Genomic DNA, 25,555 nt, shown 5'->3' on the forward strand with positions numbered 1-25,555 from the left:
CGCCGAGAACTATCCCAGCACCTGACCTCCCCTGACGGGCAATTCGAGCACTCTGCGTCTCAGGGGCGCACCAGCCAAGTAGTCTCCCGGCGTGCATCTGCTGACCGTCCCTTGGCTCGACCTGCTCGGATGGGCGGGAAGTGCCCTCCTTGTCTACTCCCTGCTCCAGAAGAGCGTCCTCCGTTTGCGGGTGCTCAACGCGCTCGCCTGTGTGGCGCTGATCGTGTTCAACGCGCTGTTGGGCGTCTGGCCGATGGTCGGGATGAACGTGGTGCTGGTGGGGATCAACACCTGGTTCATCGCCTCGATGCTGCTGGACCGACACGACGAGAAGGCCTTCGACGTCCTAGAGGTCGAGTCGCGCGACGTCTACCTCTCACACGTCCTCCGGGTGCACACCGACGACATCCGCCGCTACAACCCACTGTTCTCGTTCGAGCTCGATCCGCGAGTGGACGCGTATCTGGTCCAGAAGGGGGACGAGACCGTTGGCGTCGTGCTGCTCCGCAGGGAAGGAGATTCGGCTTACGTGCTGCTCGACTACGTGACCCCGCGCTACCGCGACTTCGCCCCGGGCGAGTTCGTCTGGAGGCGGAGCGGCCTGCTCGCGAATCACGGGGTCCGCCGCGTCGTCACGCCGCCCGGGATGGTCGGTGCCTACTACGAACGGCTCGGCTTCGTCCGCTCTGGAGATTCGTGGACGATGGACGTGCGCGCATGATCACCGTGCTGGTTCGGAAGGTGCTACCTATCATCGGTATCGCCGTGGTGCTCGGAGCTTGCGTCCGGCGCATCGAAGTCGACAACCCGGCTTCGGACATGTGGTTCCACCTCCGCCTCGGTCGGGAGTTCCTCGACGGGTGGTCGGTCTCGCATCCCGGTCACCTCGGTGTCTACGACTCGGCACAATGGGTGCCGACCCAGTGGTTGTCCCAGATGAGCATGGCCCTTGCTGAGTCCGCGTGGGGAGTACCGGGAGTCATCTGGGTCACCGGGGCAGTCCAGATCATTCTCGTTCTGTTTGTCTACGTGATGTGCCGCCGGGAGGCCGCACCTCTTCCGTCAGCGATCACGACTGGCCTGTCATTCCTCGCGATGAGCATCGGCCTGTCGCCCCGGCCACAGGTGATGAGCTACCTCTTCGTCGTGGTCTTGGTGTTCGCCTGGCTCGCGTCTGCGCGCGACGGCAAGACACGGTGGTGGCTGGTAGTAGTTGCGTGGGCATGGGCGCCAATCCACGGAATGTGGCCGCTCGCCTCGATCCTCGGTGCCGTCTGCGTGCTCGGCATCGCGCTCGACCGCCGGTTCGACAGACGCATTGTCCTCCGCATGGCTCTGATCCCCCTCGCGTCGGCCGCTGTACCCGCACTTACTCCGGCGGGCTTCCGGCTCTACGAAGCCGTTCTGCTGGTGGGGAGCCGGGGCGACTACTTCGAGGAGTGGCAACCCACAGACTTCCAGGAGCCGTACGCCGTCGTGGCGGGCATCATGCTCTTGATCGCCTTCATCCACGGCGTCCGTAACCACCCGTCCTGGTTGTTCAACTTGCTGCTCCTCACGGCCGCCGGGTGGGCGGTGTACGCGAGTCGCACAGTGCCGGTCGCTGCCGCGATAGCAGCCCCTCTGGTGGCGCAGTCGCTCCAATCCGTCGTGCCTACCACCGGGGGGATGGGTCGCCTGGAAAGGTGGTGTACGGCGGTGATCGGCCTCGGCGTGCTCGCCGCACTCGTTCCTGTCGCAGTCGCTCGCGGTGATGACACCGTTGTGCCGGCGTGGACCGACGCAAGGCTCGCTGCGCTGCCGGACGGCGCCCGGGTTCTGGATGACTGGGCCAACGGTCCCTACTACCTGTGGAGGCATCCGGACCTCAGCCTGGTGATGCACGGCTACGGCGATGTCTTCACCGACGACGAGATCGAGCGAAACCGGGACATCATGGTCCTCAACCCGGACTGGGACCAAGAAGTCGAGAACCTTGAGGTGGACGCGGCGATCGTTCACACCGACACGCCGCTCGGCTATGCCCTCAGCCAGGACGCTCGATGGACCGTGGTGGAGGGGGACGACGACTTCCTCTTCCTCCTGCCCAGCGACTGAACGGTCCTTGTCAGGCTGCGCCCGTTGCGGTCACCCAGCCGTCCAGGGTGGCCCGCGCTGCTCCCGAGTCGATCGCGTCCGCTGCCTTCGCGATGCCTGCGGCCAAGGCAGGCACGAGGTCTTCGTCCGGAGCGTCGTAGACCGCCAGCGCGGCGCCCGCGTTCAGGAGAACTGCGTCGCGCACCGGTCCCTGCTCGCCAGCGAGCACGCGACGTACGACCTCCGCGTTGTGAGCAGCGTCGCCTCCGCGCAGGTCTTCCGCAGCCGCGCGCGCGACGCCGATCGAGAGCGGGTCCACAATGTGCTCGGTGACCTCGCCCGCGTGCACGCGCCACAGCGTCGAAGTGGTCGTGGTGGTCAGCTCGTCGAGGCCGTCGTCGCCGCGGAAGACCCAGGCGTCGACGCCGCGCTCGGCCAGTACGCCGGCCATGACCGGAGCCATGCGGGCGTCGGCGCACCCGATGGCCTGCGCCTGGGGGCGAGCGGGGTTCGTCAGCGGTCCGAGGATGTTGAAGGTGGTCGCGATGCCGAGCTCGCGGCGGGGCACAGCGGCGTGACGCATCGCTGGGTGGAACGCCGCCGAGAACAAAAACGTGATGCCGGCTTCGTCGGCCACTTCGGCGACGCGTCCCGGAGGTAGATCGAGCCGGATGCCGAGGGCCTCGAGCACATCAGCCGAGCCCGACTTCGACGATGCCGACCGGTTGCCGTGCTTCACCACGCGCGCTCCGGCGCCCGCGGCCACGATCGCGGACATGGTGGAGATGTTGACCGACATCGATCGATCACCGCCGGTGCCGACGATGTCGAGCAGCCGCCCGGGGACGGAGATGGGGTTCGCAGCGGCCAGCATCGCGTCGGCGATGCCGGAGACCTCCTCCACGGTCTCGCCCTTGGCGCGCAGTGCGACGACGAAGGCAGCGACCTGCACCGGCGACGCGGCCCCCGCGAAGACCTCGTCCATGGCCCACCGGGCCTGCCCCTGCGTGAGGTCGTCCCCGTTCACCAAGGCGGTGAGAACTTCAGGCCACGTGCTTGACATGTCCTCCACCCTAGTTGCGCCTCCTGCGCGTGTGCCGAAGGCCACCACCTAGTGGATGCGAACGTCTACCCTGATTCCCTGTGACCCAGATCGGCGCCCGCCAGTTGGCTTTTCGAGTTGCTGCGTGGTCGGGCAGCGTCATCTTCGCCTGGCTGTCAGCAACGCTTGTGGCTTCTGAGCTCGGCTTCGGCGTCGACTCACACGCCTATTGGGCAGCCTGGCGCGGGGAGATGTACGACGGAGCCCCGGCCACCCGGGACGCCTTCCTTTACAGCCCTGCCTTCGCCCAAGCCATCTGGCCGCTGGCCCAGCTTCCGTGGCCCGCCTTCGCCGTCTTGTGGGGACTGGCTGCCTCCGCAACCATCGCTTGGCTCGCATCAGGCGCCGGCTGGGCCTGGTTCGTACCAATCAGCCTTCTCGGAACACTCGAGGTCCTCACCGGAAACGTCAACTGGGTCCTTGCGCTGGTAGCAGTCTTTGGACTGCGCCATCCCGGTCTGTGGACCATCGCCCTGCTCACGAAGGTCACGCCGGCTCTGGGGCCGCTGTGGTTCCTCGCAAGGGGAGAATGGCGCAAGCTCGCTCACGCAGCAGGATGGGCTGTTGCCGTGACGCTTGTGTCATTCGCCGTTTCCCCCGACCTGTGGCGCGGCTGGTTGGAGTTCCTCTCGGTGCACGCCGGCTCATCATCCGGCAAGGTCGGGTCGGCGTTTCTTCCACCGCTGACGATCCGGCTGCCCCTCGTCGCTGCGCTCATCATCTGGGGTGCTCGAACCGATCGGGTGTGGACCGTGCCTGTTGGCATGGCTCTGGTCTCACCGGTGAGCGGCATCGGCCAACTAGTGGTCGTGCTCGCCGTGCCGCAACTCCTTCGCCGGAAGGGTGCCGAGACGGCTCCGCCACCCCGACCCCGACGGGCAACGCCGATCAGGAGGTGGCCGGGACCGAGGACCGCAGCAGGCCGATGACGGCCTCGGCGAGCTGGATCGGGTCGATCGGGTGCGGGACGGCGGCCTCGGCGCGCGACCAGGTGGCGAGCCAGGCGTCCTGGGGGCGACCGGTCAGCACCACGACGGGCGGGCACTGGTAGATCTCGTCCTTGAGCTGCTTGGCGATGCCCATGCCTCCGGCGGGGACGGCCTCGCCGTCGAGGATCGCGAGCGAGATGCCGCCCGCGTCCATGTTCTGGATGACGACCGGCTCGGTGGCGACCTCGACGTACTCGAGCTCCGGGAGGTCCGGGTGGGGCCGACGTCCCAGCGCCAGGATCACCTGCTGGCGGGTGTTCACGTCGTCGCTGTAGACGAGGACCTTAAGGGGACGGTCTGCGGGAGCGTCAGTCACGGGAGGCATGGTAACCGTGCGTGACGGCGGATGAGATAAGGGTCTCGATACAGGGAGGATGGGCTTACCCGGTCGGGGTCTGACCTATCTCGATACTGGCGCCGCTTCGTGTGGCTGTCTTGAAGTGCGACATGTCGGCCCCGGCAGGGTGTCTGTTCCGGTGGCCAGGCCGGGCGGGCGTGACCTCATAGGACCCTGAACCAGTTCCCATCGCTGTACTGTCCGCCCGACCTGGAAGGTCATCTTTCACACGATGGTGAAGGAGACGTTTCCAGCATGAGTGGTGTGTCTGTTCAAGAACAAGTTCTCGATGGGGCTGGCGTGGTGGTGGGTGTTGACACCCACCAGCTGGTCCATGTTGCGGGCGTGATCGATGCTCGCTTCGGCCGGCTGGCTGATCGCGAGTTCCCCGCGACCAGGGCTGGCTACGGCGCTCTGGTGGCGTGGGCAGCGACGTACGGTCCGGTCCTCGCGGTCGGGGTGGAGTCGACCGGCTCCTACGGTGCGGGGCTGACCCGCCATCTGCTCACCCACGGGGCGGATGAGTTCGAGGTGTTCGAGGTCAGCCGGCCAGAGAAGGCCACCCGGGTCAGACATGGCAAGTCTGACCCGGTCGACGCCTACTCGGCAGCCGAGCAGGTCCTGGCCGGTCGCGCGACCGGACGGCCGAAGGTCCGGACCGGGATCGTAGAAGCGATCCGCACCATCAAGGTCCCCCGCGATGCGGCGGTCGAGAACCGCACCGCCGCCTACAGCCAGTTGCGTGATCTGATCACCGCCGCGTCCGGGCGCTTGCACGACGACCTGATCGAGCTGAGCGGGAAGAAGCGGGTGGCCAAGGTCCTGGCCGTGCGGCCCGACCCCACTCGGATCGCTGACCCCGACCATGCAGTGCGCCACGCGCTGCGTGCGCTGGCGCGACGCATCGCCTACCTCGATGGCGAGATCCGCGAGGCCGACCAGCACCTGGCCAGCCTCGTGGAGCAGGCCTGCCCGACCTTGCTGGCCATGCCCCAGGTCGGAGTCCAGACCGCGGCCCGGCTGGTGATCACTGCCGGGGAGAACATCGACCGGATGCGCTCGGAGGCCAGCTTCGCCAAGCTCACCGGCGTAGCGCCGCTCCCGGCCTCCTCCGGCAAGACCCACCGACACCGGCTCAACCCAGGCGGTGATCGCCAAGCCAACTCCGCGCTCTACATGATCACGGTCGGACGGATGAGTCGGCACGAGGAGACCCGCGCCTACGTCGAGCGCCGGCGCGCCGAAGGACTGTCCACACCCGAGATCATCCGTTGCCTCAAACGACACCTCGCCCGCAGCGTCTACAAAGCCCTCCGAACAGACCTCATGACCACTTGACGCGGCATAGGACCGTCGCCCACTCGTTCCTCGTGGGCTACTCGACCACCGAGGATTCAGCCGCCGAAACGCGCTCGCCGCTCCTGCAGGTCGAGCCGCCGATCCTCGCGGGCAGCCTCCTTCATCGAGGAGCGCACCCACTGGGTGAAGAGGACGCCGAAGAAGAGCACCCCGATCAGGTCGCCGCTGGCCCAGAGGATCCCGCCGGCGAGGTGTTGGTCGTCCAGCGCCGGGGGCAGCCAAGCACCCATCGGACCTTCCCTGAGCTCGAGGTAGTGCTCGCCTCCGATGAGCGTCGTCTGGCCCATGATGGTGACGCCGAGGAAGGCGTGGAAGGGCAGCGTCATGAGCGTCAGGAGCACCCGGAACGGGTGGCCGACGCGCCCCGGGACCGGGTCGATGCCCATCAGCGGCCAGAAGAAGAGCGTGCCGACCAGCACGAGGTGGATGTGCATCATCTGGTGGACGTACGCCGACGCCAGGCTGGCGTCGTACCAGCTGCTGAAGTAGAGCGCCCACGGCGAGGCGATGTAGAGGGCGAAGGCCAGCGGCGGGAACGCCAGCACCTTCGCGACGCGCGAGTGGAGCACGGCGAGCAGCCACCGGCGTGGGGCGGGCGGCAGGGTCCGCAGGGCGAGGGTCACCGGCGCGCCCAGCGCGAGCGCCAGCGGCACGACCATCGACAGCACCATGTGCTGGACCATGTGCACGCTCAGCAGCGTGGTGTCGTAGCGCCCCAGGCCGGACATGGTGACGAAGGAGAACGAGCCCATCCCGAGGCCGACGAAGGCCAGGGTCCGGCCGACCGGCCAGCGGTCGCCGCGGCGGCGCAGGACGTACACCCCGAAGGCGTAGAGGCCGACCGCCCAGACCGTCACGATGAAGGGGATCGGGTCGATCCCCCAGTCGGTGAAGACCCGTCCGAGCGTGAATCTCGGCAGGGTCTCGGCGTCGGCGGTGAGGGGGAACAGCACCCTGTGAACTTTATGACGTCACAACACAGGGGGTCGGGGTGCCCTCCGCCCTGATGTCGGGCAATAATGACGCCCGTGGCGACAGCAACTGCGATTCCGGCATCCCGTCTGCACGGGCACCACGACCGACCCAGCATGGTCAGCGTGGGCACAATCATCTGGCTCTCCAGCGAGCTGATGTTCTTCGCGGCGCTGTTCGCGGCCTACTTCACGATCCGCGCGGTCAGCCCCGAGCTGTGGCTGCAGGAGACGGGGAAGCTCAACGTCCCGTTCTCGACGGCCAACACGATCATCCTGGTGGCGTCCTCGTTCGCCTGCCAGTGGGGCGTCTTCGCCGCCGAGCGCGGCCAGGTCGGGCGCACCGGATCGGTGCTCAACTTCACCAAGTGGGGCCTGCGCGAGTGGTTCATCCTCACCTACATCATGGGCGCGGTCTTCATCGGCGGCCAGGCGCTCGAGTACGCCGAGCTGATCCACGAGGGCGTCACCATCCCGAGCTCCGCCTACGGGACGATGTTCTACCTGACCACCGGCTTCCACGGCCTCCACGTGACCGGCGGCCTCATCGCCTTCCTCTTCGTGCTGGGACGCACCTACCTGGCCCGCCGCTTCACCCACGAGCAAGCCGTCACCGCGATCGTCGTGTCCTACTACTGGCACTTCGTGGACGTCGTGTGGATCGGCCTGTTCTTCACGATCTACGTCATCCAGTAAGTACCGACCCCGCAACCGGCAAGGACTCATCGTGCGTTTGCTCAACCGAACCGCTGGTCGCCTCTCCCGGCATCGTCGGGGACCGCTTGCTGGTCTCGCCGTGCTGCTGCTGGGACTGCTGATCAGCGGCTCCCTCTACACCGCCCTCGCGCCCGCCCAGGCCAACAACCAGGCCAGCGAGACCGACCAGATCGCGCAGGGCAAGGAGCTCTTCCTCGCCAGCTGCGCCTTCTGCCACGGCAAGAACGGCGAGGGCATCCCGACCGTGCGCGACGGCTACCAGATCGGCCCGTCGCTGGTCGGTGTCGGTGCCGCCGCGGTCGACTTCCAGGTCGGCACCGGCCGCATGCCGATGGTGCAGCCCGGCGCGCAGGCGCCGCGCAAGCCCCCCGTCTTCGACCAGGACGAGATCGACGCCCTCGCGGCCTACGTCGCCTCGCTGGCGCCCGGCCCGGCCGTCCCCAACGAGTCGGACTACTCGATCGAGGGCCTCTCGGAGACCGAGCGTGAGGAAGCCATCTCCCGCGGCGGCCAGATCTTCCTCACCAACTGCACCGCCTGCCACAACTTCAACGGTCGCGGCGGAGCCATGCCCCGCGGCGGCTACGCCCCGAGCCTGCACGGCGTCGAGGGCAAGTACATCTACGAGGCCCTCCTGACCGGCCCGCAGCAGATGCCCAACTTCAGCAACGGCAACCTCTCGCCCGAGGAGAAGCGCGACGTGATCGCCTACCTCGACAGCGTGCAGGAGACGCCCGAGTACGCCGGCTTCACGCTCGGCGGCCTCGGCCCGGTGTCCGAGGGCATGTTCGCGTGGCTCCTCGGCATCGGCTCGCTCGTGGGCGCAGCCGTCTGGATCGCCTCGCACACGACTCGGACCAAGAAGACCAAGGTGGACGCGTGAGCAACGACAACCCCACGACGACGGAGCACCCGGTCAACGCGCCCGACGGCACGCCCGCGACGTACGACTCGCACGTGCCGACGCACCGCGAGGCCGAGCCGATCCCCGACCCGGGCCTGCCGCCGCACACGTGGCGCCCCACCGACGTCGACCCGAAGGCCGAGAAGCGCGCCGAGCGTCAGATCGCCGCGATGTTCGTCGCCGCGATGATCAGCGCGGTCCTCTTCGTCGTCGCCTACTTCTCCTTCGAGGTCGGCGACAACTGGGACACCTTCGCCGGCATGGGCGCCTCCACGGTGACCCTCGGCGTGACCCTCGGCATCAGCCTGCTGCTCATCGGCATCGGCATCATCCACCTGGCCCGCAAGCTCATGTCGGACGTCGAGATCGTGGAGATGCGCCACCCGGCCGCCTCCCCGCCCGAGGACCGCGAGGCCACCGTCCAGGCGCTCAACGACGGCCTCGAGGAGGCCGGCATCGGCCGGCGCCCGCTCGTGCGCAACACGATGCTCGGTGCGGTCGGCGTGCTCGGCCTGCCCGCCGTCGTGCTGCTGCGCGACCTGGCCCCCGGTGACGAGCTCGACGTCAGCAAGCTCGCGCACACCATCTGGGAGCCGGGCATGCGCCTGGTGCGCGACGTCGTCGGCACCCCGATCCTCGCCAGCGAGGTCGAGGTCGGCGACCTGGTCAACGCCGCGCCCGAGGCGCTGTTCCCCACCGAGGAGAACGGCTACGAGGAGCTCCACGGCGCCCAGCTCCAGGTCGACAAGGCCAAGGGCGCGATCATCATCGTCCGGATGGACCCCAAGGACATCACCCCCCTCGAGGGCCGCGAGAAGTGGACCGTCGACGGGATCATCTGCTACTCGAAGATCTGCACCCACGTGGGTTGCCCGATCTCCCTCTACGAGCGCACCACGCACCACGTGCTGTGCCCGTGCCACCAGTCGACCTTCGACCTCGCCGACCACGCCAAGGTCGTCTTCGGTCCGGCTGCCCGTCCCCTCCCCCAGCTGCCCCTGGCAGTCGACGACGAGGGATACCTGGTCGCACAGAGCGACTTCACCGAGCCCATCGGGGCTAGCTACTGGGAGCGTGAGAAGCAGTGAGCGTCGACACCAGCAAGGTCGCGACGAGCAACCGCACAGACGCCGCGACCGCAACGAAGCCCGGCCGCGCCGGCTCGCTGGCCACCTGGGCGGACGACCGCCTCGGCCTGGCCACGGCGATGAAGAAGAACCTGCGCAAGGTCTTCCCCGACCACTGGTCGTTCATGCTCGGCGAGATCGCGCTGTGGAGCTTCGTCGTGCTGCTCCTCACCGGCGTCTTCCTCACCCTGTGGTTCAACCCGTCGATGGGCCACGTGACCTACGAGGGGTCCTACGACCAGCTCCGCGGCATCGGCATGTCGGAGTCGATGGCCTCCACCCTGCACATCTCCTTCGACGTGCGCGGCGGCCTGCTCATGCGGCAGATGCACCACTGGGCCGCGATGATCTTCATCGCCGCGATGATGGTGCACCTGCTGCGCGTCGCCTTCACCGGCGCCTACCGCAAGCCGCGTGAGCTCAACTGGGTCATCGGCTGCCTGCTGCTCCTCCTCGGCACGCTCGAGGGCTTCACCGGCTACTCGCTCCCCGACGACCTGCTGTCGGGCACCGGCGTCCGCGCCGCCGACGGGTTCCTGAAGGCCACCCCGGTCGCCGGGACGTACATGTCCTTCCTCCTCTTCGGCGGCGAGTTCCCCGGCGAGGCGATCATCCCGCGGCTCTACATCGTCCACGTGCTGCTGATCCCGGGCATCCTGCTCGCCCTGATCGCCGCCCACATGCTGCTGCTCGTCTACCACAAGCACACGCAGTGGCCCGGCCCCGGCCGTACGGAGCAGAACGTCGTCGGCTTCCCGATGCTGCCCGTGTACGCCGCCAAGGCCGGTGGCTTCTTCTTCATGGTCTTCGGCGTCATCGCCCTCATGGGCGGCCTGCTGTCGATCAACCCGGTGTGGAAGTTCGGGCCCTACGACCCGACCAAGGTCACGGCCGGCTCGCAGCCCGACTGGTACATGGGCTGGCCCGACGGCCTGCTGCGCATCATGCCCAGCCACATGGAGACGGTGATCTTCGGCTACACGATCTCGTGGAACGTGCTGATCCCGATCCTGCTGGTGCCGCCGCTGATGCTCACCATCTTGATGCTCCTGCCCTTCCTCGAGGGTTGGATCACTGGTGACAAGCGCGACCACCACCTGCTGCAGCGCCCGCGCAACGCCCCGACCCGCACCGCCGTCATGGTCGCGCTGATGACCTTCTACGGTCTGGCCTGGGCAGCCGGTGGCAACGACATCATCGCCATCAAGCTGCACGCGAGCATCAACCAGATCACCTACTTCATGCGGGTCGCGATCTTCCTCGGACCGCTCCTGGCGTTCTGGATCACGCGCCGCTGGTGCATCTCGCTGCAGCGCCACGACAACGAGAAGCTGCTCCACGGCTACGAGACGGGCGTCATCACCCGCTCCCCCGACGGCCAGTACGCCGAGCGGCACCTGCCGATCAACCCCAAGTCGGCGTACACCCTCACCGCGCGGCAGCGCGACGAGGTGTACACCGTCGGCAGCGACACCGACGCGTCCGGCGTGGCCGCGCCGAACTCCCGCTCCGAGCGGCTGCGCGCCAAGCTGTCGTCGTGGATGTACAGCCACAACGTGCAGAAGCCCACGGCGGCCGAGCTCGAGGAGGCGCACCACCACGCCCAGCACGAGGCGGAGCTCGCCTCCGGGCTCGACCACCCGGTCGACGGTCACCAGTTCGACGACCACCGCCTCCGCGACACCGACGACGTGCCGCTCCGCGACCACTGATCGTCGTACCTGCCACTCAGGACGAGGGCCCGCCGGGATGATCCCGGCGGGCCCTCGTCTCTTCTGCTGCACCGCTCCCCCGTCTGCCTTGGGGTGGCGGCATACGACAACCGCTGGTCGAGGGTGGCGGCATACGACATCCGGTCGCTCGACCCTGGCGGCATACGACAACCGCTGGTCGAGGGTGGCGGCATACGACATCCGGTCGCTCGACCCTGGCGGCATACGACCAGATCTGGCGTCGAATCCACGTCGTATGCCGCCACTCATGAGCCGGCGTACGTCGTATGCCGCCACCCTGCCGGCCCCCAAGGGCGCACCTTCCGGACCGGAGCCGCGTGTCAGGCGATCTGGCCCCGGCGCGCTCGCTCGGGCAGCCGCGGCGTCGTACGACGCAGGAAGTCCGCTTGGCCGCTGGGCGAGAACAGGGACTTCCGGAGCTCGTCGAGCCACGGCCGGATCCGCTCGGGGTCGTGCGGGAGACCCAACGACCTCTCGGCATCTCTCAACACGGAGGCGCTGCGATGCAGGACGTCGCCGGCGGTGTATCCACGCCGCACGTGTTCAGCCCGCTCGATCGCGCGGTCACGGCGGCGGTCCTTCACGCGACGGGGTGCCTTCTCGTGCTCGTCACCGTCGAACTCCGGAAGCGCGTCCGTGCCGACGATGCGGAGATCGGCCCGCGCCACCTTGATGCCGTCCGCGTCCCGAACGACGTACTGAGACTCCACCTCGATCCCGCACAGGACGTGCAACAGCCTCAGCAACGTCTCGTACGCCGACTCCGACCTCTCGTCGGCGTAGGCGAGGGCACGCTTCAACGCCTTCGCTCCCGGGCGCCGGGGTCGGAGGACCGCTTCGATGTCCTTGACGGTGCACTGGTCGAGCTGCAGGACGCAGTCGATCATGACGACGACATCGATCAGGCCGAGGACGCGTGCGCAGGCCAGCAGCGTCTCGGGGGTCGAGGCGCACCTCAAGCCCCCGAGGTCGTCGTACGCGATGGGGTGCGTATGACGGCTGGTGCGCACCCCCGTGCGCATCGGACGCGGGTCGTCCAGCCCGAGGGCGATGAACACTGGCGCCCCGTTCGGGATCGGCGGCAGCCACCACTTCCGGACCTCGGCGGACGTCGGCCCTGTGAAGGACCCGTGGTCCGGCATCAGCAGCTGCCAGGCATGCAGGGCAGCAGCGAGGTCGTCGCCCAGGTCCCGCCGGCGGTGGACCCCATGGGACTCGCGGACGTACGACGCGGAGCGCGGGTGGCCGCGCACCGCGTCAGCCCGCTCGAGCACAGGCTCCGCGGGGCGTGGGAACGGTGTCTGGTCCTGGCTGTCATGGTGATCGCGCATCGCCGCACAGTCCTCCGCGCGGGGGCCTCCAGTCAGTCGGGCATGGCGCGAGCTGTGGATGGCCCCTTCATCGACCCTCCTGTGGACGTCTGCCGGCGTGCTGAGACTTGATCCGGGCGGCGGGCTGTGACCGCTCCAGGGTGGCGGCATACGACCTGCTGGAGGATCACTGTGGCGGCATACAACGAGCCGATGGGCCGATCTGATGTCGTATGCCGCCACCCCCGGCGGCAGGCATGTCGTATGCCGCCACCCCCGGCGGCAGGCATGTCGTATGCCGCCACCCTCAAGCGGCAGGCACACGAGGGAGGCTCAGGAGAGGGCGGAGCCTTGCTTCCAGTCGGGGAAGGAGAGGTTCCAGTCGCCGTAGCCGTTCTCGAGGGTCATCCAGCGGTCGGTGCCGGTGTACTCGACGACGTCGCCGCGGCGGCTCATGGCGTAGAGCCAGCCGGCGTCGGCGGTCGACATGCCGGTGCAGCCGTGCGAGACGTTGTCGCGGCCCTGGGAGCCCACGGACCACGGTGCGGCGTGGAGGAACTCGCCGGAGTAGGTCACCCGCATCGCCCAGCGCACGTCGTCGATGTCATAGGCCTCGGGGCTGTTGCGGTTGATGCCGACGGTCTCGGAGTTCATCCGCTTCTTGGCGAACTTCTCGATGATCACCTTGGTGCCGGAGCGCGTGGTGAAGCCGGGCTTGCCCGTCGTGATCGGGATGGTCCGCAGGAGCGCACCGTTGGAGAAGACCTGCATCTGGTGGGTCTGGGCGTTGACCTTGTAGACGTGGGCGTCGCCGACGTGGAAGGAGACCTGGCGGTCCTCCTGGCCGTAGATCCCGTTGCCGGCGGGCAGGCTGTTGATGCCGAGGTCGACCGACACCTCGGTGCCGGCCTTCCAGTACGACGCGGGGCGGAAGTGCGCCTCGCGGTCGCTCAGCCAGTACCAGGACCCCCTCTGCGCCGGCGTGCTCGTCACCCTCATGTGCTTCTCGAACAGCGCCTTGTCGGTCACCGGCAGGTCGAAGGTCACGATGACGGGCATGCCGACGCCGACGGTCTCGCCCTCCAGCGGGGCGATCGCGGCGTAGGTCTGCTCGTCGAGGGTGAGGTCGACCGTGTGGAAGCTGCGGGTGCGCTCCACGCTCTCCCCGTCGGAGCGGGTGGCGGAGGCGGTGATCAGGTAGTCGGTGCCGGGCTCGAGGAGAGCCGTCGACGTCCACGTGCCGCCCGCCACCTTGCCGGCGAGCTCGCCTGCGGGCGAGGTGACCGTGACGGTGTCGAGGGTGCCGCCGTCGGCGGTGACGGTGACCGGCGCGTCGATCGGCACCGATCCGGCGTCGGTGAAGCTCGTGCCCAGGCGTACGGGCGCCGGCTTGGGCGACCGCGACTCCGAGGCCGCGGAGCCGGGGCCGTCCTGGGAGGCCTCCGGGTCACCCGAGGGCGTGCTGCACGCGGCCAGGGCGCCGGAGAGCGCCAGCAGCGCGACGGCAGCCGTCGTACGACGGTGCGCGGAGCGCGTGGAACGGAACGCGCGAGTGCGCATGCGACGGACCCCCATGAGGACAGCTGGTGAAACGGAAGAACCCGTCCAGCGTACGTCGCGGACGGGTTCTGCCGAAGTCGGCGAGCACTCAGTGAGCGTGCTCGCCCCGGTAGTACTCGAAGATGAAGCCGCACAGCACGATGGCTCCGGCGGTGAAGCCGATGATCACCATCCACCAGGCCGCGAGCGCGGTGCCGTAGACGATCACGCCCAGGGCGAGGGCGCACCACAGGGGCCACCACGAGTAGGGCGGGAAGAAGCCCAGCTCGCCGGCGCCGTCCGCGATCTCGCCCTCCTTGCGGTCCTCGGGCCGCGGGTCCATGCGCGAGGCGTGGAAGCCGAGGTAGAGGGTGACCATCGCCGTCAGCAGCGCGGTCATGACCAGCGCGGACGTGCCGGTGGGGTCACCGGCGAGGAACCAGTAGGCCGGGGCGACGACGGCCACGAAGGCCGTCGTGATCCCGAAGACCCATGCTTCGGCCTTCATCGGTTGTCCTCCTCGGTCGTGTCGGCGGCGCGGTCTCGCAGCATCTCCTCGCGGCCGTGCACCTCGGGTGCGTCGGCCGGCTCACCGTTGCCCTCGGCGGGGTTCTCGTCCAGCTCGAGCAGGGCGATCTCCGGGTGGTGCAGGTCGAAGGCGGGCGACTCCGAGCGGATCCGCGGCAGCGAGTGGAAGTTGTGCCGCGGCGGCGGGCAGCTGGTGGCCCACTCGAGCGAGCGGCCCCAGCCCCACGGGTCGTCGACCGCGATCTTCGGGCCCTTGGCGGACACGTAGACGTTGTAGAGGAACGGCAGCGTCGAGGCACCGAGCAGGAACGCACCCACCGTGGAGACCTGGTTGAGCGTGGTGAAGCCGTCCTGGGGCAGGTAGTCGGCGTAGCGACGCGGCATGCCCTCGACGCCCAGCCAGTGCTGCACGAGGAAGGTGGTGTGGAAGCCGACGAAGAGCAGCCAGAAGTGGACCTTGCCGAGACGCTCGTCGAGCATCCTGCCGGTCATCTTGGGCCACCAGAAGTAGAAGCCGGCGAACATCGCGAACACCACGGTGCCGAAGACGACGTAGTGGAAGTGCGCGACCACGAAGTAGGAGTCGGAGACGTGGAAGTCCAGCGGCGGGCTGGCCAGGATGACGCCGGTGAGACCACCGAAGAGGAAGGTCGTCAGGAAGCCGATCGACCACAGCATCGGGGTGTCGAAGGACAGGGATCCCCCCCACATCGTGCCGATCCAGTTGAAGAACTTCACTCCTGTGGGCACCGCGATCAGGAACGTCATGCCGGAGAAGAACGGCAGGTCGACCGCGCCGGTGACGAACATGTGGTGGGCCCACACGGCCACCGACAGCATCGCGATGCCGAGCGTGGCGGCCACGAGGCCGACGTAGCCGAAGATCGGCTTGCGGCTGAACACCGGCAGGACCTCGGAGATGATGCCGAAGAACGGCAGCGCGATGATGTAGACCTCGGGGTGGCCGAAGAACCAGAACAGGTGCTGCCACAGGACCGGACCGCCGTGCGACGGGTCGAACACGTGGGCGCCGAGGATGCGGTCGGCCTCCAGCGAGAGCAGCGCACCCGCCAGGATCGGGAACACCATGATCACGAGCATGCTGGTGATGAGGGTGTTCCAGACGAAGATCGGCATCCGGAACATGGTCATGCCGGGCGCCCGCATGCAGATGATCGTGGTGATGAAGTTGACGCCACCGAGGATCGTGCCGAGACCGGCCATCCAGAGGCCCATGATCCAGAGGTCGCCACCGACACCCGGGCTGCGTACGGCGTCGGACAGCGGCGTGTAGGCGAACCAGCCGAAGTCGGCGGCCCCCTGAGGAGTGAGGAAGCCGGACGCGGCGATGAGGCCACCGAACAGGAACAGCCAGTAGCTGAACATGTTGAGACGCGGGAACGCGACGTCAGGGGCACCGATCTGCAGCGGCATGATGACGTTGGCGAAGCCGAAGAACAGCGGCGTCGCGAACAGCAGCAGCATGATCGTGCCGTGCATCGTGAACAGCTGGTTGTAGAGCTGCTCGTTGACGACCTGCTGGCCGGGATAGGCCAGCTCGGAACGGATCAGCATGGCCATCAGGCCGCCGACCAGGAACCACGCGAACGAGGTGCCGAGGTAGAGCTTGCCGATGAGCTTGTGGTCGGTCGTGGTCATGATCCGCACGAGCTGCTGGCCGAGGGCCTTGCGCGGCTCTCCGCCGGGCGTGCGGGACGCCGACTGGGTGATGGTCGGAGCGCTCACTCCTCGCTCCCTTCCTGGTTGTCGTCTTCGGCCAAGCCGGTCTGGGTCTCGACGTTGGCGCCGCCGGTGAGCGGCTTGTCGGAGGTCTGGCCGGCTGCGTCCAGCTCCTCGAGGTAGGCGTCGTAGTCCGCCTGGCTGACCACCTCGACCTGGAAGAGCATGCGGGAGTGGTAGACGCCGCAGAGCTCGTAGCACTTGCCGGCGTAGGTGCCCTCGACGGTCGGGGTGACCTGGAGCTTGTTGACGCGGCCCGGGATGACGTCCATGCGGGTCAGGAACGAGGGCACGCCGAAGTTGTGGATCACGTCGGGCGAGCGGAGGTTGAACTGGATCCGCTGGTCCACGGGGAGCACCAGCGTCGGGATCTCGTTGCCGTCACCGGAGGTGTAGACGTAGGAGTCGTAGGCGTAGTCGCCGTCCTCCCCCGTCGCGTCGGGGTTCTGCTCGCCGACGCCGTGGTTGAAGGTCCAGGACCACTGCTGACCCGTCACCTCGACGGTCACGTCGGGCTGCTTGTCCAGCTCGGTCATCACGTCCTGCACTCGGACGGTGTGGAAGAAGAACACCACGCACATCAGCACGGGCGCGATCGTGTAGAAGACCTCGAGCGGCAGGTTGTAGCGCGTCTGGCGCGGCACTTCGTCGTCGCTGCGGCGGCGGAACTTCACCACCGCGTAGAAGATCAGGCCCCAGACGATGAGGCCGGTGATCATCGCCGCGACCCAGGCCCACTTCCAGAGCTCGTAGGTGTAGGGACCCTGCTCGGTGGCACGGTCGGGCATGGCGAGGTTCTTGATCTGGTGCTTGTCGGCCTCCGAGCATCCGGCCAGCACCAGCATCGTCACGCCCAGCAGCGCGACCCTCAGGGTGCGCCGCACGGGCGCGCCTGAGAGCTTGGGGACTTGCAGACCCACTGACGAGCCTCTCTCTCGGTCCTTTTCGACGTAGGAAGAGTATCCCCAACCGGCGCCGCCGTGCGGGGCAGGGTCGGGTGTCGGCCGATCTGGTGGCTCGCTGGGCCCGGTGCCACGCGTGCGTGGCATATGTTGCCCCTGTGACTGGGCCTGCGACGGGGACGGGAGACCTCGACAGCGCCTCCTCCGTGTTGCTCCACCCGGCGGCCCGCGAGGTCCTGCTCGCTGCGCTCGAGAGGGGGTACGCCGACCCGCGCCGGCTGCACCGCGCCGGCCGCGACGCGCGGCTCCTGCTCGACAACGCGCGCGAGGCGACCGCCGACGCCCTGGGCGTGCGCCCCGACGAGGTCACCTTCACGCCGAGCGGCACCCACGCGGTGCACCTCGGGCTGCTGGGCCTGGTGCGCGGGTCGCGCCGCGGTGACGGGGTCGTCCACTCCGCGATCGAGCACTCCGCGGTCCGCCACGCCGTCGCCTGGGGCGCGCAGGCGTACGAGGTCGGCGTGATGGGCGACGGACGCGTCCACAGCGGCGACCTCGTCGAGAGTGCCGGCTCCCCCGGGGTCGGCGTGGTGGCGCTGCAGACCGCCAACCACGAGGTGGGCACGGTCCAGGACGTCGGCGGCTTCGAGCTGCCCGACGACGTCCCGCTCTTCACTGACGCCTGCGCCTCGATGGGCCGCCTGCCCCTCCCCGACGGGTGGGCCTCGGCGGCGGGCTCGGCGCACAAGTGGGGCGGGCCCGCGGGCGTCGGCGTGCTGCTGGTCCGCAAGCGCGCCCGGTGGCGCAACCCGTTCCCCGGGGACGACCGCATCGACGAGCGCAGCACCGGCTTCGAGAACGTCCCCGCGGTGCTCGCGGCCGCCGCCTCGCTCCAGGCCGTCGTCGCCGAGCGCGAGGAGGTCAACGCCCGCCAGCACGAGCTCGTCGACGTCGTACGCCGCCGGGTCGCGGCCGAGGTGCCCGACGTGGAGGTGGTGGGCGACCCGGAGCGACGACTCCCCCACCTGGTGACGTTCTCGTGCCTCTACGTCGACGGCGAGGCGCTGGTCACCGAGCTCGACCGGCTCGGCTTCGGCATCGCCAGCGGCTCGGCGTGCACCGCCTCGACCCTGACGCCGAGCCACGTGCTCGAGGCGATGGGCGTGCTGACCCACGGCAACGTGCGGCTCTCGCTGCAGCGCGACACCACGCGCGCCCAGGTCGACGCCTTCTGCGACGCGCTGCCGGGGGTCGTCGCCGAGATCCGGTCGCGGGTGGGCCTGTGACGGCGCCCGAGGTCGCGCTGGAGCTCGACTGCCGCGACCTCCCCTGCCCGATGCCGGTCATCGAGCTCGCCCGCCACCTCGCCGACGTCGGCATCGGCGAGCTGCTCGCGGTGGTCGCCCACGACCCCGCGGCCGCGGTCGACGTGGCCGCCTGGTGCCGGATGAAGGGCCAGGACTACGTCGGCCCGGACGCCGCCGACGACGGCGCCCCGCGCTACGTCGTACGACGCGTCAGCTGAGGCCCGGCAGGCCGGGCGCAGCTGGTCAGGGACGGATCGTCTGGAGGTGGGGCTCGAAGTCGGCCACGGCCTCGTCGCCGTAGGTGGCCGCGCAGCGGGCGAGGAAGGCGCTGCGGGAGATCTCGTACTCCTGGGTGCCGACCTTCTCCACGACGTAGACGGCGAGCAGGCAGCCCAGCTGGGCGGCGCGCTCGTGGCCGAGGCCCCAGCTGATCGCGGCGAGGAAGCCCGCGCGGAACGCGTCACCGACGCCCGTGGGCTCGACCTTGGCGATCTCCGGCACGGCCGGGACGACGATCGACTCCTCGCCCTTGCGATCGATGCGTACGCCGTGGGGGCCGAGCGTGACGACCCACGTGCCGACGCGCGAGAGCACGTCCTCGGCGCTCCAGCCCGTCTTCTGCGTGATCAGGCTGGCTTCGTACTCGTTGGAGAACAGGATCTCCGCGCCGTCGATGAGCGGGCGGATGAGGTCGCCGTCGCCGAAGGCGAGCTGCTGGGAGGGGTCGGCGAGGAAGGGGTAGCCGCGCTGGCGGCACTCGTCGGTGTGCCGGAGCATCGCCTCCGGGTCGTCGGGGCCGATGATCACGTACTCGGGGTCGCCGACGCGGTCCACGATCGGCTTGAGCTCGATCTCGCGCGCCTCGCTCATCGCGCCGGCGTAGAAGCTGGCGATCTGCGCCATCGAGGTGTCGTTGGTGCACACGAAGCGCGCCGTGTGCTTGGTCTCCGAGACGTGGACCGAGCCGCAGTCGACGTTGTGGCGCTCGAGCCAGGCGCGGTACTCGGCGAAGTCCTCGCCGACCGCGCCGACCAGCACGGGACGCAGGCCCAGGTTGCCGAGGCCGAAGCAGATGTTGGCGGCGCAACCCCCGCGGCGTACCTCCAGGTCCTCGACGAGGAAGGACACCGACAGCTTGTCGAGCTGGTCCACGACCAGGCTGTCGGCGAACTTCCCGGGGAAGGACATCAGGTGGTCGGTCGCGATGGATCCGGCTACGAGGAGGGACACGACGCGGAACACTACCTCCCGGTACAGCTCGGGATACCCCGCAGTAGCCAATAGCGTCGTGGTCATGACGACTTCACGCGATGGTTTCGCGCGCCCCTCGAACCTGGTCCACGACGAGCTCGGGACGCCCGCGGAGATGGCCGCCGACTGCGAGCAGGCCGGGCGCAACCTGCGCCTCGAGCTCCGCATGGAGCGGGCCGCGCGCGCAGCCGTGGCGGCACCGCCCAGCATCCGCTACGAGGACTACCCGGCCGAGGTCGGCAAGCGCGAGATCCGGATCTCCGACGCCGCCGCTCGGCTGGCCAACGCGCTGCACCTCCACCTGGACTGAGCAGCCGCCAGCAACGATGCGGGGCAACGACGAAGGGCCCCAGCCGATCGGCTGGGGCCCTTTCGTCACGGGTGGATCAGTGGAACGAGTCGCCGCACGCGCAGGAGCCGGTGGCGTTGGGGTTGTCGATCGTGAAGCCCTGCTTCTCGATGGTGTCGACGAAGTCGATCTCGGCACCGTTGAGGTAGGGGACGCTCATCCGGTCGACGACCACGGTCACGCCGTCGAAGTCGGTGGTGACGTCGCCGTCGAGGGTGCGCTCGTCGAAGAAGAGCTGGTAGCGCAGGCCCGAGCAGCCGCCGGGCTGCACGGAGATGCGCAGGGCCAGGTCGTCGCGACCCTCCTGCTCGAGGAGGCTCTTGATCTTGCCGGCGGCGACGTCGGACAGGTTGATCTGGTCGGTGCGGCGCTCGGTGGTCTCGACCTGCTCGGTCATCTCATCACTCCAGAAAGTCTCGGGTACTGCTTGGCTCAATGGTCGCACATCCCGGGTTATTCCTCGGATCCTCCGTCAGACCCGCGGCAGCCGCACCTCGAACCGCGCGCCACCGCCACCGTCCGCGACCCGGACCGTGCCGCCGTGGCGATCGGCCACGGCGCGGACGATCGACAGGCCCAGCCCGGTGCCCGCCGCGTGCCCGCGCGCCGGGTCGCCACGCCGGAACCTCTCGAAGACCGCGTCCCGGAGCCCCGGATCGACACCCGGCCCGTCGTCCTCGACGACCAGCAGGCTCCCCGTCGCGTCCTGCCGGCACGCCACCTGCACCCGCGCGGACGCGTGGCGTACGGCGTTGGCGAGCAGGTTGCGCACCAGCCGCGCCAGGTCGTCGCGGTTGCCCCGCACGGGTGCCGCCGAGACCCCGGTCACGTCGACGTCCACCGCGGTCGTGGGCCGGACGCGCGCCACCTCCTCCAGGACGACGTCGTCGAGGTCGACGAGCGACATCGCGCTCGCGGAGGAGTCCTGCCGGGCCAGGAACAGCAGGTCACGGACCAGTCGCTCCATGCGGTCGGTCTCCGCGAGCAGGTCGCTGACCACCGCGCGCCAGCCCGCGGGATCGTCCTGGCGCTGCGCCACCTCCAGCTGCGTGCGGTACGACGCCAGCGGGCTCTGCAGCTCGTGGGCGGCGTCGGCCACGAAGGTGCGCTGGCGCAGGTGCGCGTCCTCGACGGGACGGAGCGTGCGGCCGAGGAGGAACCACAGCAGCGCCGCGGCGGCGAGCAGGACCAGCGGCATGGCCACGAGGAGCGCGAGGCCCAGCGCGAGCACGTCCTCCCGGATCGCCTCGCGACTGGTGCCCACCACGGCGGTGACCGGACCGTCCGGGCCCTGGGCCGTGACCAGCCACGCCCGGTAGTCCTCGGTCTCGTCGTCGTCCGGGACTCCGTCGAGGTCGATCCGGACCGGGTCCTCGCTGCCCAGCCGGTCGGTGACCGCCGGAGCAGCGCCCAGGCTGGCGGAGGCAGCGAGCACGGAGCCGTCGGGGCCGATCACCTGCCCCACGGAGTCGTCGCCGATGTCGGTGAGCAGGTCGGGCAGCCGGCCAGCCGCGGCCAGCGCGGCGAGGTCCTCGGCGCGGCTGGTCGCGAGGTCGTCGGCGTTGTCGGTCACCTGGCGCTGGAAGAGGGCCAGGACGAGCACGCTCGCCGCCACCAGGACGACCGCGGACACCGCTGTGGCGACAGCCGTAAGGCGCAACCGGGTGCCCATCTCAGGCCTGCCCGGCGTCCGTGCCCGCGTCGAGGCGGTAGCCGGCGAGTCGCACGGTCTGGATGCTGCGGCGGTCGAACGGCTCGTCGATGCGCATCCGCAGCTGGCGGACGTAGACCTCGACGATGTTGGGATCGCCCTCGTAGGCGAAGTCCCACACGTGCTCGAGGATCTCGGCCTTCGCCACGACCTCGCCCGCACGCCGCATCAGCAGCTCGAGCAGGGACAGCTGGCGCGGCGTCAGCGGCACCTCGACGTCCCCGCGCCAGACCCGGTGCGCGGCCGGGTCCAGCCGCAGGTCGCCGACCACCAGCTCGGTGGGCCGCGGCCCGCTCCCTCGGCGGACCAGGGCTCGCAGTCGCGCCACCAGGACGGCGTACGAGAAGGGCTTGCCGAGGAAGTCGTCCGCTCCGCCGTCCAGGGCACGCGCCTCGTCGTCGGGCTGGTCCTTGGCCGTGAGCATCAGGATCGGCGTCCAGTCGCCCCGCTCGCGGAGCTCGGCGCACAGCTCCAGCCCGTCGACGCCGGGCAGCATCACGTCGAGCACGAGCGCGTCGTAGTCGTTCTCGCCGGCCAGCCAGCGGCCGTCCTCGCCGTCGAGGGCCACGTCGACGGCGTGGCCCTCCGCCTCCAGGCCCCGCCGGAGCGCCCGGGCAACGCGCTTGTCGTCCTCCACGACCAGGATCCGCACTCGCCCAGACTCGCACGCGCCGGCTGAAGGTGCGCTGAAGATCCGCTGAACGTCGTCGCGTGCGTCGGGACCGCCGTTCAGCGTGGCTTCAGGCCCGAGGGCCCACGATGGTGGACATCAAGCAGCAACAACCCGGAGAGGTGATCGAGATGGAGCGCAAGACGAAGGCCGTCCTGGCGTCGACCGTGGCTGGGCTCGTCGTGCTCGGCGGAGCGGGGGCAGCCCTCGCCGGATCCGACGACGACGCCACGGACCGCCCCATCGAGGGCCCGGCCCTGCAGCAGGCCGAGGACGCCGCGCTCGCCGAGACCGGCGGCGGGAAGGTGACCGAGACCGAGCTCGGGGACGAGGAGAGCCTCTACGAGGTCGAGGTCACCCTCGACAACGGCGACCAGGTCGACGTGCAGCTCGACGAGGACTTCCAGGTCGTGGGCACGAAGACGGAGTCCGGCGAGCAGGACGACTGAGAGCCGCTCAGCGGGACCAGGTGCGGGCGACGCGCTCGGCGAGGTCGGCGAGGGCGTCGGCGGGGGCGCCGAGGGCGCGCTCCTCCCCCACCAGGTCGACGAGGGAGTACGCCGACTCGATGCCGAGGGCACGCATCTCGCGCGAGCCCACGAGCACCTGCCCGGCCAGCGCGATGCAGGGGCGCAGCGCCTCCGAGGCGACGCCGGCCACGCCGTAGGGAACCTTGCCGGCACGGCTGGAGAAGTCGAAGGCGCCCTCACCCGTCACGACCAGGTCGGCGCGGCGAGCCCGCTCGGCGAGCGCCACCGCGTCGGTCACCAGGCCGATGCCGGGCTCGCGGGTGGCGCCGAGCAGGAGCAGGGCGTAGCCGATGCCGCCGGCGGCACCCGCGCCCTTCTCCAGCGACGTACGCCGGTCGGTGGCTGTCGCGAACGCCTCGAGCCAGCCGTCCACCTCGGCGATCCGCTCCTCGGCGATGCCCTTCTGGGGCCCGAAGGTCTTGGTGGCGCCGAAGAGCCCGGTGAGCGGGTTGTCGACGTCGCTCGCCGCGACGAGCGTCACGCCGGCCCGACCGCGGGCGGCAGCGAGGTCGACGGTCGTGACCTGCGACAGCCCGGTCGCGCCGCCGTCGAGCACGGCGTCCGAGGTCGCTCCCAGCGCAGCCAGGACGCCCGCGCCACCGTCGTTGGTGCCGCTGCCGCCGAGACCCACGACGACGGTCCGGGCGCCGCCCTCGACGGCAGCGAGCACGAGCTCGCCCACGCCTCGGCTGGTCGCGGTCTCGGGATCCCCGTCGAGGAGGTGGAGCCCGGCGGCCTGGGCGCTCTCGACGTACGCCGTCTCCCCCACCCGCAGCACGACCGCCGGGACGGGCGACCCGTGCGGCCCCGACACGGTGACGGCCGACAGCTCGCCGCCCAGCGCGGCGTGCAGGACGTCCACGAAACCGGGGCCGCCGTCGGCCATCGGCGCCAGGTCGAGGTCGTCGTCCGGCGCCTGCCGCCGCCAGCCCGCCGCGATGGCGTCGGCGGCCTCGACGGCCGTCAGGGTCCCGGCGAACTTGTCGGGGGCGATGAGCACGCGCATGGCCGTCATCCTCCACCCCCACGCGGGGCGGCGGCCCGCGACCCCGTCGGGCATGCTGTGCGCATGCCAACTTCGTCCCACCTCGAGCCCATCGTCGCCGAGGTCACGGTCCCGGTCGAGCCCGCCCAGGCGTTCGTCGGGTTCACGGCCCAGATGGGCGAGTGGTGGGACCCCATGCTCACCCCGGACCCGCCCACCTTCAGCAGCATCGCGATCGACCCCAACGGGCCCGTCGAGACCGTCCACGACGACGACCAGCGCTACACGTGGGGCAACGTCACCACCTGGGACCCGCTGGGCCACCTCGTCATGGACTTCTGGCTCGGCCACGACCAGGCGGAGCCCACCAGGCTCGACGTGCGCTTCACCGACGAGGGCACCGGCACCCGCGTGCACCTCGAGCACGGCGGCTGGGCGGACGGCTCGGAGCAGGTGCGCGCCAAGTACACCCACTGGCACGACCTCCTCGCCCGGTACGCCTCGCACGTATCGTGACCCTGCTCATCAGGCCGATGCAGGTCGACGACCTGCTGGCTTGTGAGGCGATCACCCGCGCCGCCTACCTCGAGGTGGACCGCGCCACCTACCAGCGGTCGTGGCCCGAGCCCGCTCCCCGGTCCGAGTCGGGTCGGGCAGACTGGCTGGCGAAGTCGCGCCACAAGCTCGCCACGGACCCGGACGGCTGCTGGGTGGCCGAGGAGGACGGCGTCGTCGTCGGGCTCGTCACCTCGCTGCGTCGCGAGCTCATGTGGATCCTCTGCTCGTTCGCCGTCGCCCCCGACGCGCAGGGTCGTGGTCTCGGGACGTTGCTCCTCGACGCGGCCACCCACTACGGCGACGGTTGCCTGCGCGGGATGTTCGTCGCCAGCCAGGACCAGGGAGCGTTGCACCGCTACCGCAAGGCCGGATTCGACCTGCACCCGCAGATGGCGCTGTGGGGGAAGGTGTCACGCGACATCCTCCCCGCCGTGCCGTACGTACGCGCGGGCACACCTGCCGACCGCGAGCTCTGTGACAGCCTCGACCGGCGCACCCGCGGCGCCGCCCACGGCCCGGACCACGAGCTGCTCGCCGAGCACTTCCGCCTCGTCGTGATGGACCACAGCACCGGTCAGGGATATGCCTACGTCTCGCGGACGGGGGGCGTCCAGTGCCTCGCCGCCGACAACCGGCGCGCCGCGCGGGCGCTGCTGTGGGAGTCGCTCGCCGCGTCCGAGCCGGACACGCCCGTCGAGGTGCCCCGGATCAGCGGGGCCAACCAGTGGGCGCTCGACGTCGCGACCGCGGCCCGCCTCGAGATCCATCCTCGTGGCTTCCTCGCCACCCGTCACCTCAAGCCGCCGATGCCCTACATCCCGCACAGCACCTTCCTCTGAGGCACGTCTCCCGGGCCACCC

General features: G+C 69.7%; 27 protein-coding genes. 14 read left to right on the top strand and 13 right to left on the bottom strand.

Annotation, left to right across the window (positions count from 1 at the left end; genetic code table 11):
* Positions 1–91: 91 nt before the first annotated feature.
* The gene (locus tag ACS3YM_RS10535) at positions 92–721 is read left to right on the top strand and encodes a hypothetical protein (protein ID WP_439936398.1); all 630 of its coding nucleotides are present in this window, start codon (positions 92–94) and stop codon (positions 719–721) included.
* A complete protein-coding gene (locus tag ACS3YM_RS10540) occupies positions 718–2,097 on the top strand; it encodes a hypothetical protein (RefSeq protein WP_439936399.1) in 1,380 nt (459 codons plus the stop codon). The genes ACS3YM_RS10535 and ACS3YM_RS10540 overlap by 4 nt, the downstream gene beginning before the upstream one ends.
* Positions 2,098–2,107: 10 nt before the next feature.
* Here the strand turns inward: ACS3YM_RS10540 and trpD are convergent, their stop codons facing one another.
* Positions 2,108–3,139 (bottom strand): anthranilate phosphoribosyltransferase, encoded by a 1,032-nt coding sequence (gene trpD / locus ACS3YM_RS10545; RefSeq protein ID WP_439936400.1) that lies wholly within the window; start codon positions 3,137–3,139, stop codon positions 2,108–2,110.
* Between the two features lie 80 nt (positions 3,140–3,219).
* Here trpD and ACS3YM_RS10550 point away from each other — a divergent pair, with 80 nt between their 5' ends.
* A complete protein-coding gene (locus tag ACS3YM_RS10550) occupies positions 3,220–4,107 on the top strand; it encodes a glycosyltransferase family 87 protein (protein WP_439936401.1) in 888 nt (295 codons plus the stop codon).
* On the opposite strand, the gene ACS3YM_RS10555 is transcribed toward ACS3YM_RS10550, so the two are convergent.
* The gene (locus ACS3YM_RS10555; RefSeq protein ID WP_439936402.1) at positions 4,067–4,492 is read right to left on the bottom strand and encodes an Rv3143 family two-component system response regulator; all 426 of its coding nucleotides are present in this window, start codon (positions 4,490–4,492) and stop codon (positions 4,067–4,069) included. The genes ACS3YM_RS10550 and ACS3YM_RS10555 overlap by 41 nt on opposite strands.
* 267 nt (positions 4,493–4,759) lie before the next feature.
* Here ACS3YM_RS10555 and ACS3YM_RS10560 point away from each other — a divergent pair, with 267 nt between their 5' ends.
* A complete protein-coding gene (locus ACS3YM_RS10560; protein ID WP_439936403.1) occupies positions 4,760–5,842 on the top strand; it encodes an IS110 family transposase in 1,083 nt (360 codons plus the stop codon).
* Between the two features lie 56 nt (positions 5,843–5,898).
* Here the strand turns inward: ACS3YM_RS10560 and ACS3YM_RS10565 are convergent, their stop codons facing one another.
* Positions 5,899–6,816: a cytochrome c oxidase assembly protein gene (locus ACS3YM_RS10565; RefSeq protein WP_439936404.1), complete on the bottom strand. Its 918-nt coding sequence runs from the start codon at positions 6,814–6,816 to the stop codon at positions 5,899–5,901.
* A gap of 63 nt (positions 6,817–6,879) precedes the next feature.
* Here ACS3YM_RS10565 and ctaE point away from each other — a divergent pair, with 63 nt between their 5' ends.
* From ctaE to qcrB, 4 genes are read left to right on the top strand one after another with little or no spacing between them, the layout of a single operon-like run.
* Positions 6,880–7,530 carry an aa3-type cytochrome oxidase subunit III gene (ctaE, locus tag ACS3YM_RS10570; protein ID WP_439939869.1) on the top strand — a complete coding sequence of 217 codons (651 nt, stop codon included), beginning with the start codon at positions 6,880–6,882 and terminating at the stop codon, positions 7,528–7,530.
* 31 nt (positions 7,531–7,561) lie between these two features.
* On the top strand, positions 7,562–8,434 hold the full coding sequence (gene qcrC / locus ACS3YM_RS10575; RefSeq protein WP_439936405.1) for a cytochrome bc1 complex diheme cytochrome c subunit: 873 nt from the start codon (positions 7,562–7,564) through the stop codon (positions 8,432–8,434).
* Positions 8,431–9,543: a cytochrome bc1 complex Rieske iron-sulfur subunit gene (qcrA, locus tag ACS3YM_RS10580; RefSeq protein ID WP_439936406.1), complete on the top strand. Its 1,113-nt coding sequence runs from the start codon at positions 8,431–8,433 to the stop codon at positions 9,541–9,543. The genes qcrC and qcrA overlap by 4 nt, the downstream gene beginning before the upstream one ends.
* Positions 9,540–11,294 carry a cytochrome bc1 complex cytochrome b subunit gene (gene qcrB / locus ACS3YM_RS10585; protein WP_439936407.1) on the top strand — a complete coding sequence of 585 codons (1,755 nt, stop codon included), beginning with the start codon at positions 9,540–9,542 and terminating at the stop codon, positions 11,292–11,294. The genes qcrA and qcrB overlap by 4 nt, the downstream gene beginning before the upstream one ends.
* 341 nt (positions 11,295–11,635) lie before the next feature.
* Here the strand turns inward: qcrB and ACS3YM_RS10590 are convergent, their stop codons facing one another.
* From ACS3YM_RS10590 to ctaC, 5 genes are all read right to left on the bottom strand, one after another.
* Complete coding sequence (locus tag ACS3YM_RS10590; protein WP_439936408.1) at positions 11,636–12,646, bottom strand: hypothetical protein; 1,011 nt, start codon at positions 12,644–12,646, stop codon at positions 11,636–11,638.
* Positions 12,647–12,958: 312 nt separating this feature from the next.
* A complete protein-coding gene (locus ACS3YM_RS10595; protein WP_439936409.1) occupies positions 12,959–14,185 on the bottom strand; it encodes a L,D-transpeptidase in 1,227 nt (408 codons plus the stop codon).
* An 88-nt stretch (positions 14,186–14,273) separates the two neighbouring features.
* A complete protein-coding gene (locus ACS3YM_RS10600) occupies positions 14,274–14,672 on the bottom strand; it encodes a cytochrome c oxidase subunit 4 (RefSeq protein WP_439936410.1) in 399 nt (132 codons plus the stop codon).
* Positions 14,669–16,351, bottom strand: coding sequence for an aa3-type cytochrome oxidase subunit I (ctaD, locus tag ACS3YM_RS10605; protein ID WP_439939870.1), 1,683 nt, complete (start codon positions 16,349–16,351; stop codon positions 14,669–14,671). Before ctaD ends, ACS3YM_RS10600 begins: the two co-directional genes overlap by 4 nt.
* An 83-nt stretch (positions 16,352–16,434) precedes the next feature.
* Positions 16,435–17,316, bottom strand: a complete 882-nt coding sequence (gene ctaC / locus ACS3YM_RS10610; protein WP_439936411.1) for an aa3-type cytochrome oxidase subunit II — start codon at positions 17,314–17,316, stop codon at positions 16,435–16,437.
* A gap of 176 nt (positions 17,317–17,492) precedes the next feature.
* Here ctaC and ACS3YM_RS10615 point away from each other — a divergent pair, with 176 nt between their 5' ends.
* Complete coding sequence (locus ACS3YM_RS10615; protein ID WP_439936412.1) at positions 17,493–18,620, top strand: cysteine desulfurase family protein; 1,128 nt, start codon at positions 17,493–17,495, stop codon at positions 18,618–18,620.
* Positions 18,617–18,859: a sulfurtransferase TusA family protein gene (locus tag ACS3YM_RS10620; RefSeq protein WP_439936413.1), complete on the top strand. Its 243-nt coding sequence runs from the start codon at positions 18,617–18,619 to the stop codon at positions 18,857–18,859. The genes ACS3YM_RS10615 and ACS3YM_RS10620 overlap by 4 nt, the downstream gene beginning before the upstream one ends.
* A 25-nt stretch (positions 18,860–18,884) precedes the next feature.
* On the opposite strand, the gene ACS3YM_RS10625 is transcribed toward ACS3YM_RS10620, so the two are convergent.
* Complete coding sequence (locus ACS3YM_RS10625; RefSeq protein WP_439936414.1) at positions 18,885–19,871, bottom strand: carbohydrate kinase family protein; 987 nt, start codon at positions 19,869–19,871, stop codon at positions 18,885–18,887.
* Positions 19,872–19,935: 64 nt separating this feature from the next.
* On the opposite strand from ACS3YM_RS10625, the gene ACS3YM_RS10630 reads away from it, so the two are divergent.
* Positions 19,936–20,202, top strand: a complete 267-nt coding sequence (locus ACS3YM_RS10630) for a hypothetical protein (RefSeq protein WP_439936415.1) — start codon at positions 19,936–19,938, stop codon at positions 20,200–20,202.
* Positions 20,203–20,278: 76 nt separating this feature from the next.
* Here the strand turns inward: ACS3YM_RS10630 and erpA are convergent, their stop codons facing one another.
* The 3 genes from erpA to ACS3YM_RS10645 all read right to left on the bottom strand — a co-directional run bounded on the left by erpA (position 20,279) and on the right by ACS3YM_RS10645 (position 22,604).
* Positions 20,279–20,638, bottom strand: coding sequence for an iron-sulfur cluster insertion protein ErpA (erpA, locus tag ACS3YM_RS10635; RefSeq protein WP_207081919.1), 360 nt, complete (start codon positions 20,636–20,638; stop codon positions 20,279–20,281).
* A gap of 75 nt (positions 20,639–20,713) precedes the next feature.
* A complete protein-coding gene (locus tag ACS3YM_RS10640; RefSeq protein ID WP_439936416.1) occupies positions 20,714–21,913 on the bottom strand; it encodes a sensor histidine kinase in 1,200 nt (399 codons plus the stop codon).
* Between the two features lies 1 nt (position 21,914).
* Positions 21,915–22,604 (bottom strand): response regulator transcription factor, encoded by a 690-nt coding sequence (locus ACS3YM_RS10645; protein ID WP_439936417.1) that lies wholly within the window; start codon positions 22,602–22,604, stop codon positions 21,915–21,917.
* Between the two features lie 149 nt (positions 22,605–22,753).
* Between ACS3YM_RS10645 and ACS3YM_RS10650 the strand changes: the two genes are divergently transcribed.
* Positions 22,754–23,071 carry a PepSY domain-containing protein gene (locus ACS3YM_RS10650; RefSeq protein ID WP_439936418.1) on the top strand — a complete coding sequence of 106 codons (318 nt, stop codon included), beginning with the start codon at positions 22,754–22,756 and terminating at the stop codon, positions 23,069–23,071.
* Positions 23,072–23,078: 7 nt separating this feature from the next.
* Here ACS3YM_RS10650 and ACS3YM_RS10655 read toward each other — a convergent pair whose 3' ends face one another.
* Positions 23,079–24,158, bottom strand: coding sequence for a glycerate kinase family protein (locus tag ACS3YM_RS10655; RefSeq protein ID WP_439936419.1), 1,080 nt, complete (start codon positions 24,156–24,158; stop codon positions 23,079–23,081).
* Positions 24,159–24,221: 63 nt separating this feature from the next.
* On the opposite strand from ACS3YM_RS10655, the gene ACS3YM_RS10660 reads away from it, so the two are divergent.
* Positions 24,222–24,653 (top strand): SRPBCC domain-containing protein, encoded by a 432-nt coding sequence (locus ACS3YM_RS10660; protein ID WP_439936420.1) that lies wholly within the window; start codon positions 24,222–24,224, stop codon positions 24,651–24,653.
* Positions 24,650–25,534 (top strand): N-acetyltransferase family protein, encoded by an 885-nt coding sequence (locus ACS3YM_RS10665; RefSeq protein ID WP_439936421.1) that lies wholly within the window; start codon positions 24,650–24,652, stop codon positions 25,532–25,534. Before ACS3YM_RS10660 ends, ACS3YM_RS10665 begins: the two co-directional genes overlap by 4 nt.
* The last annotated feature ends 21 nt before the right edge of the window (positions 25,535–25,555 follow it).

Origin of the sequence: Nocardioides sp. N13(2025) (assembly GCF_051912545.1) — a bacterium.
In the GTDB taxonomy this organism is placed as follows: Bacteria; Actinomycetota; Actinomycetes; order Propionibacteriales; family Nocardioidaceae; genus Nocardioides.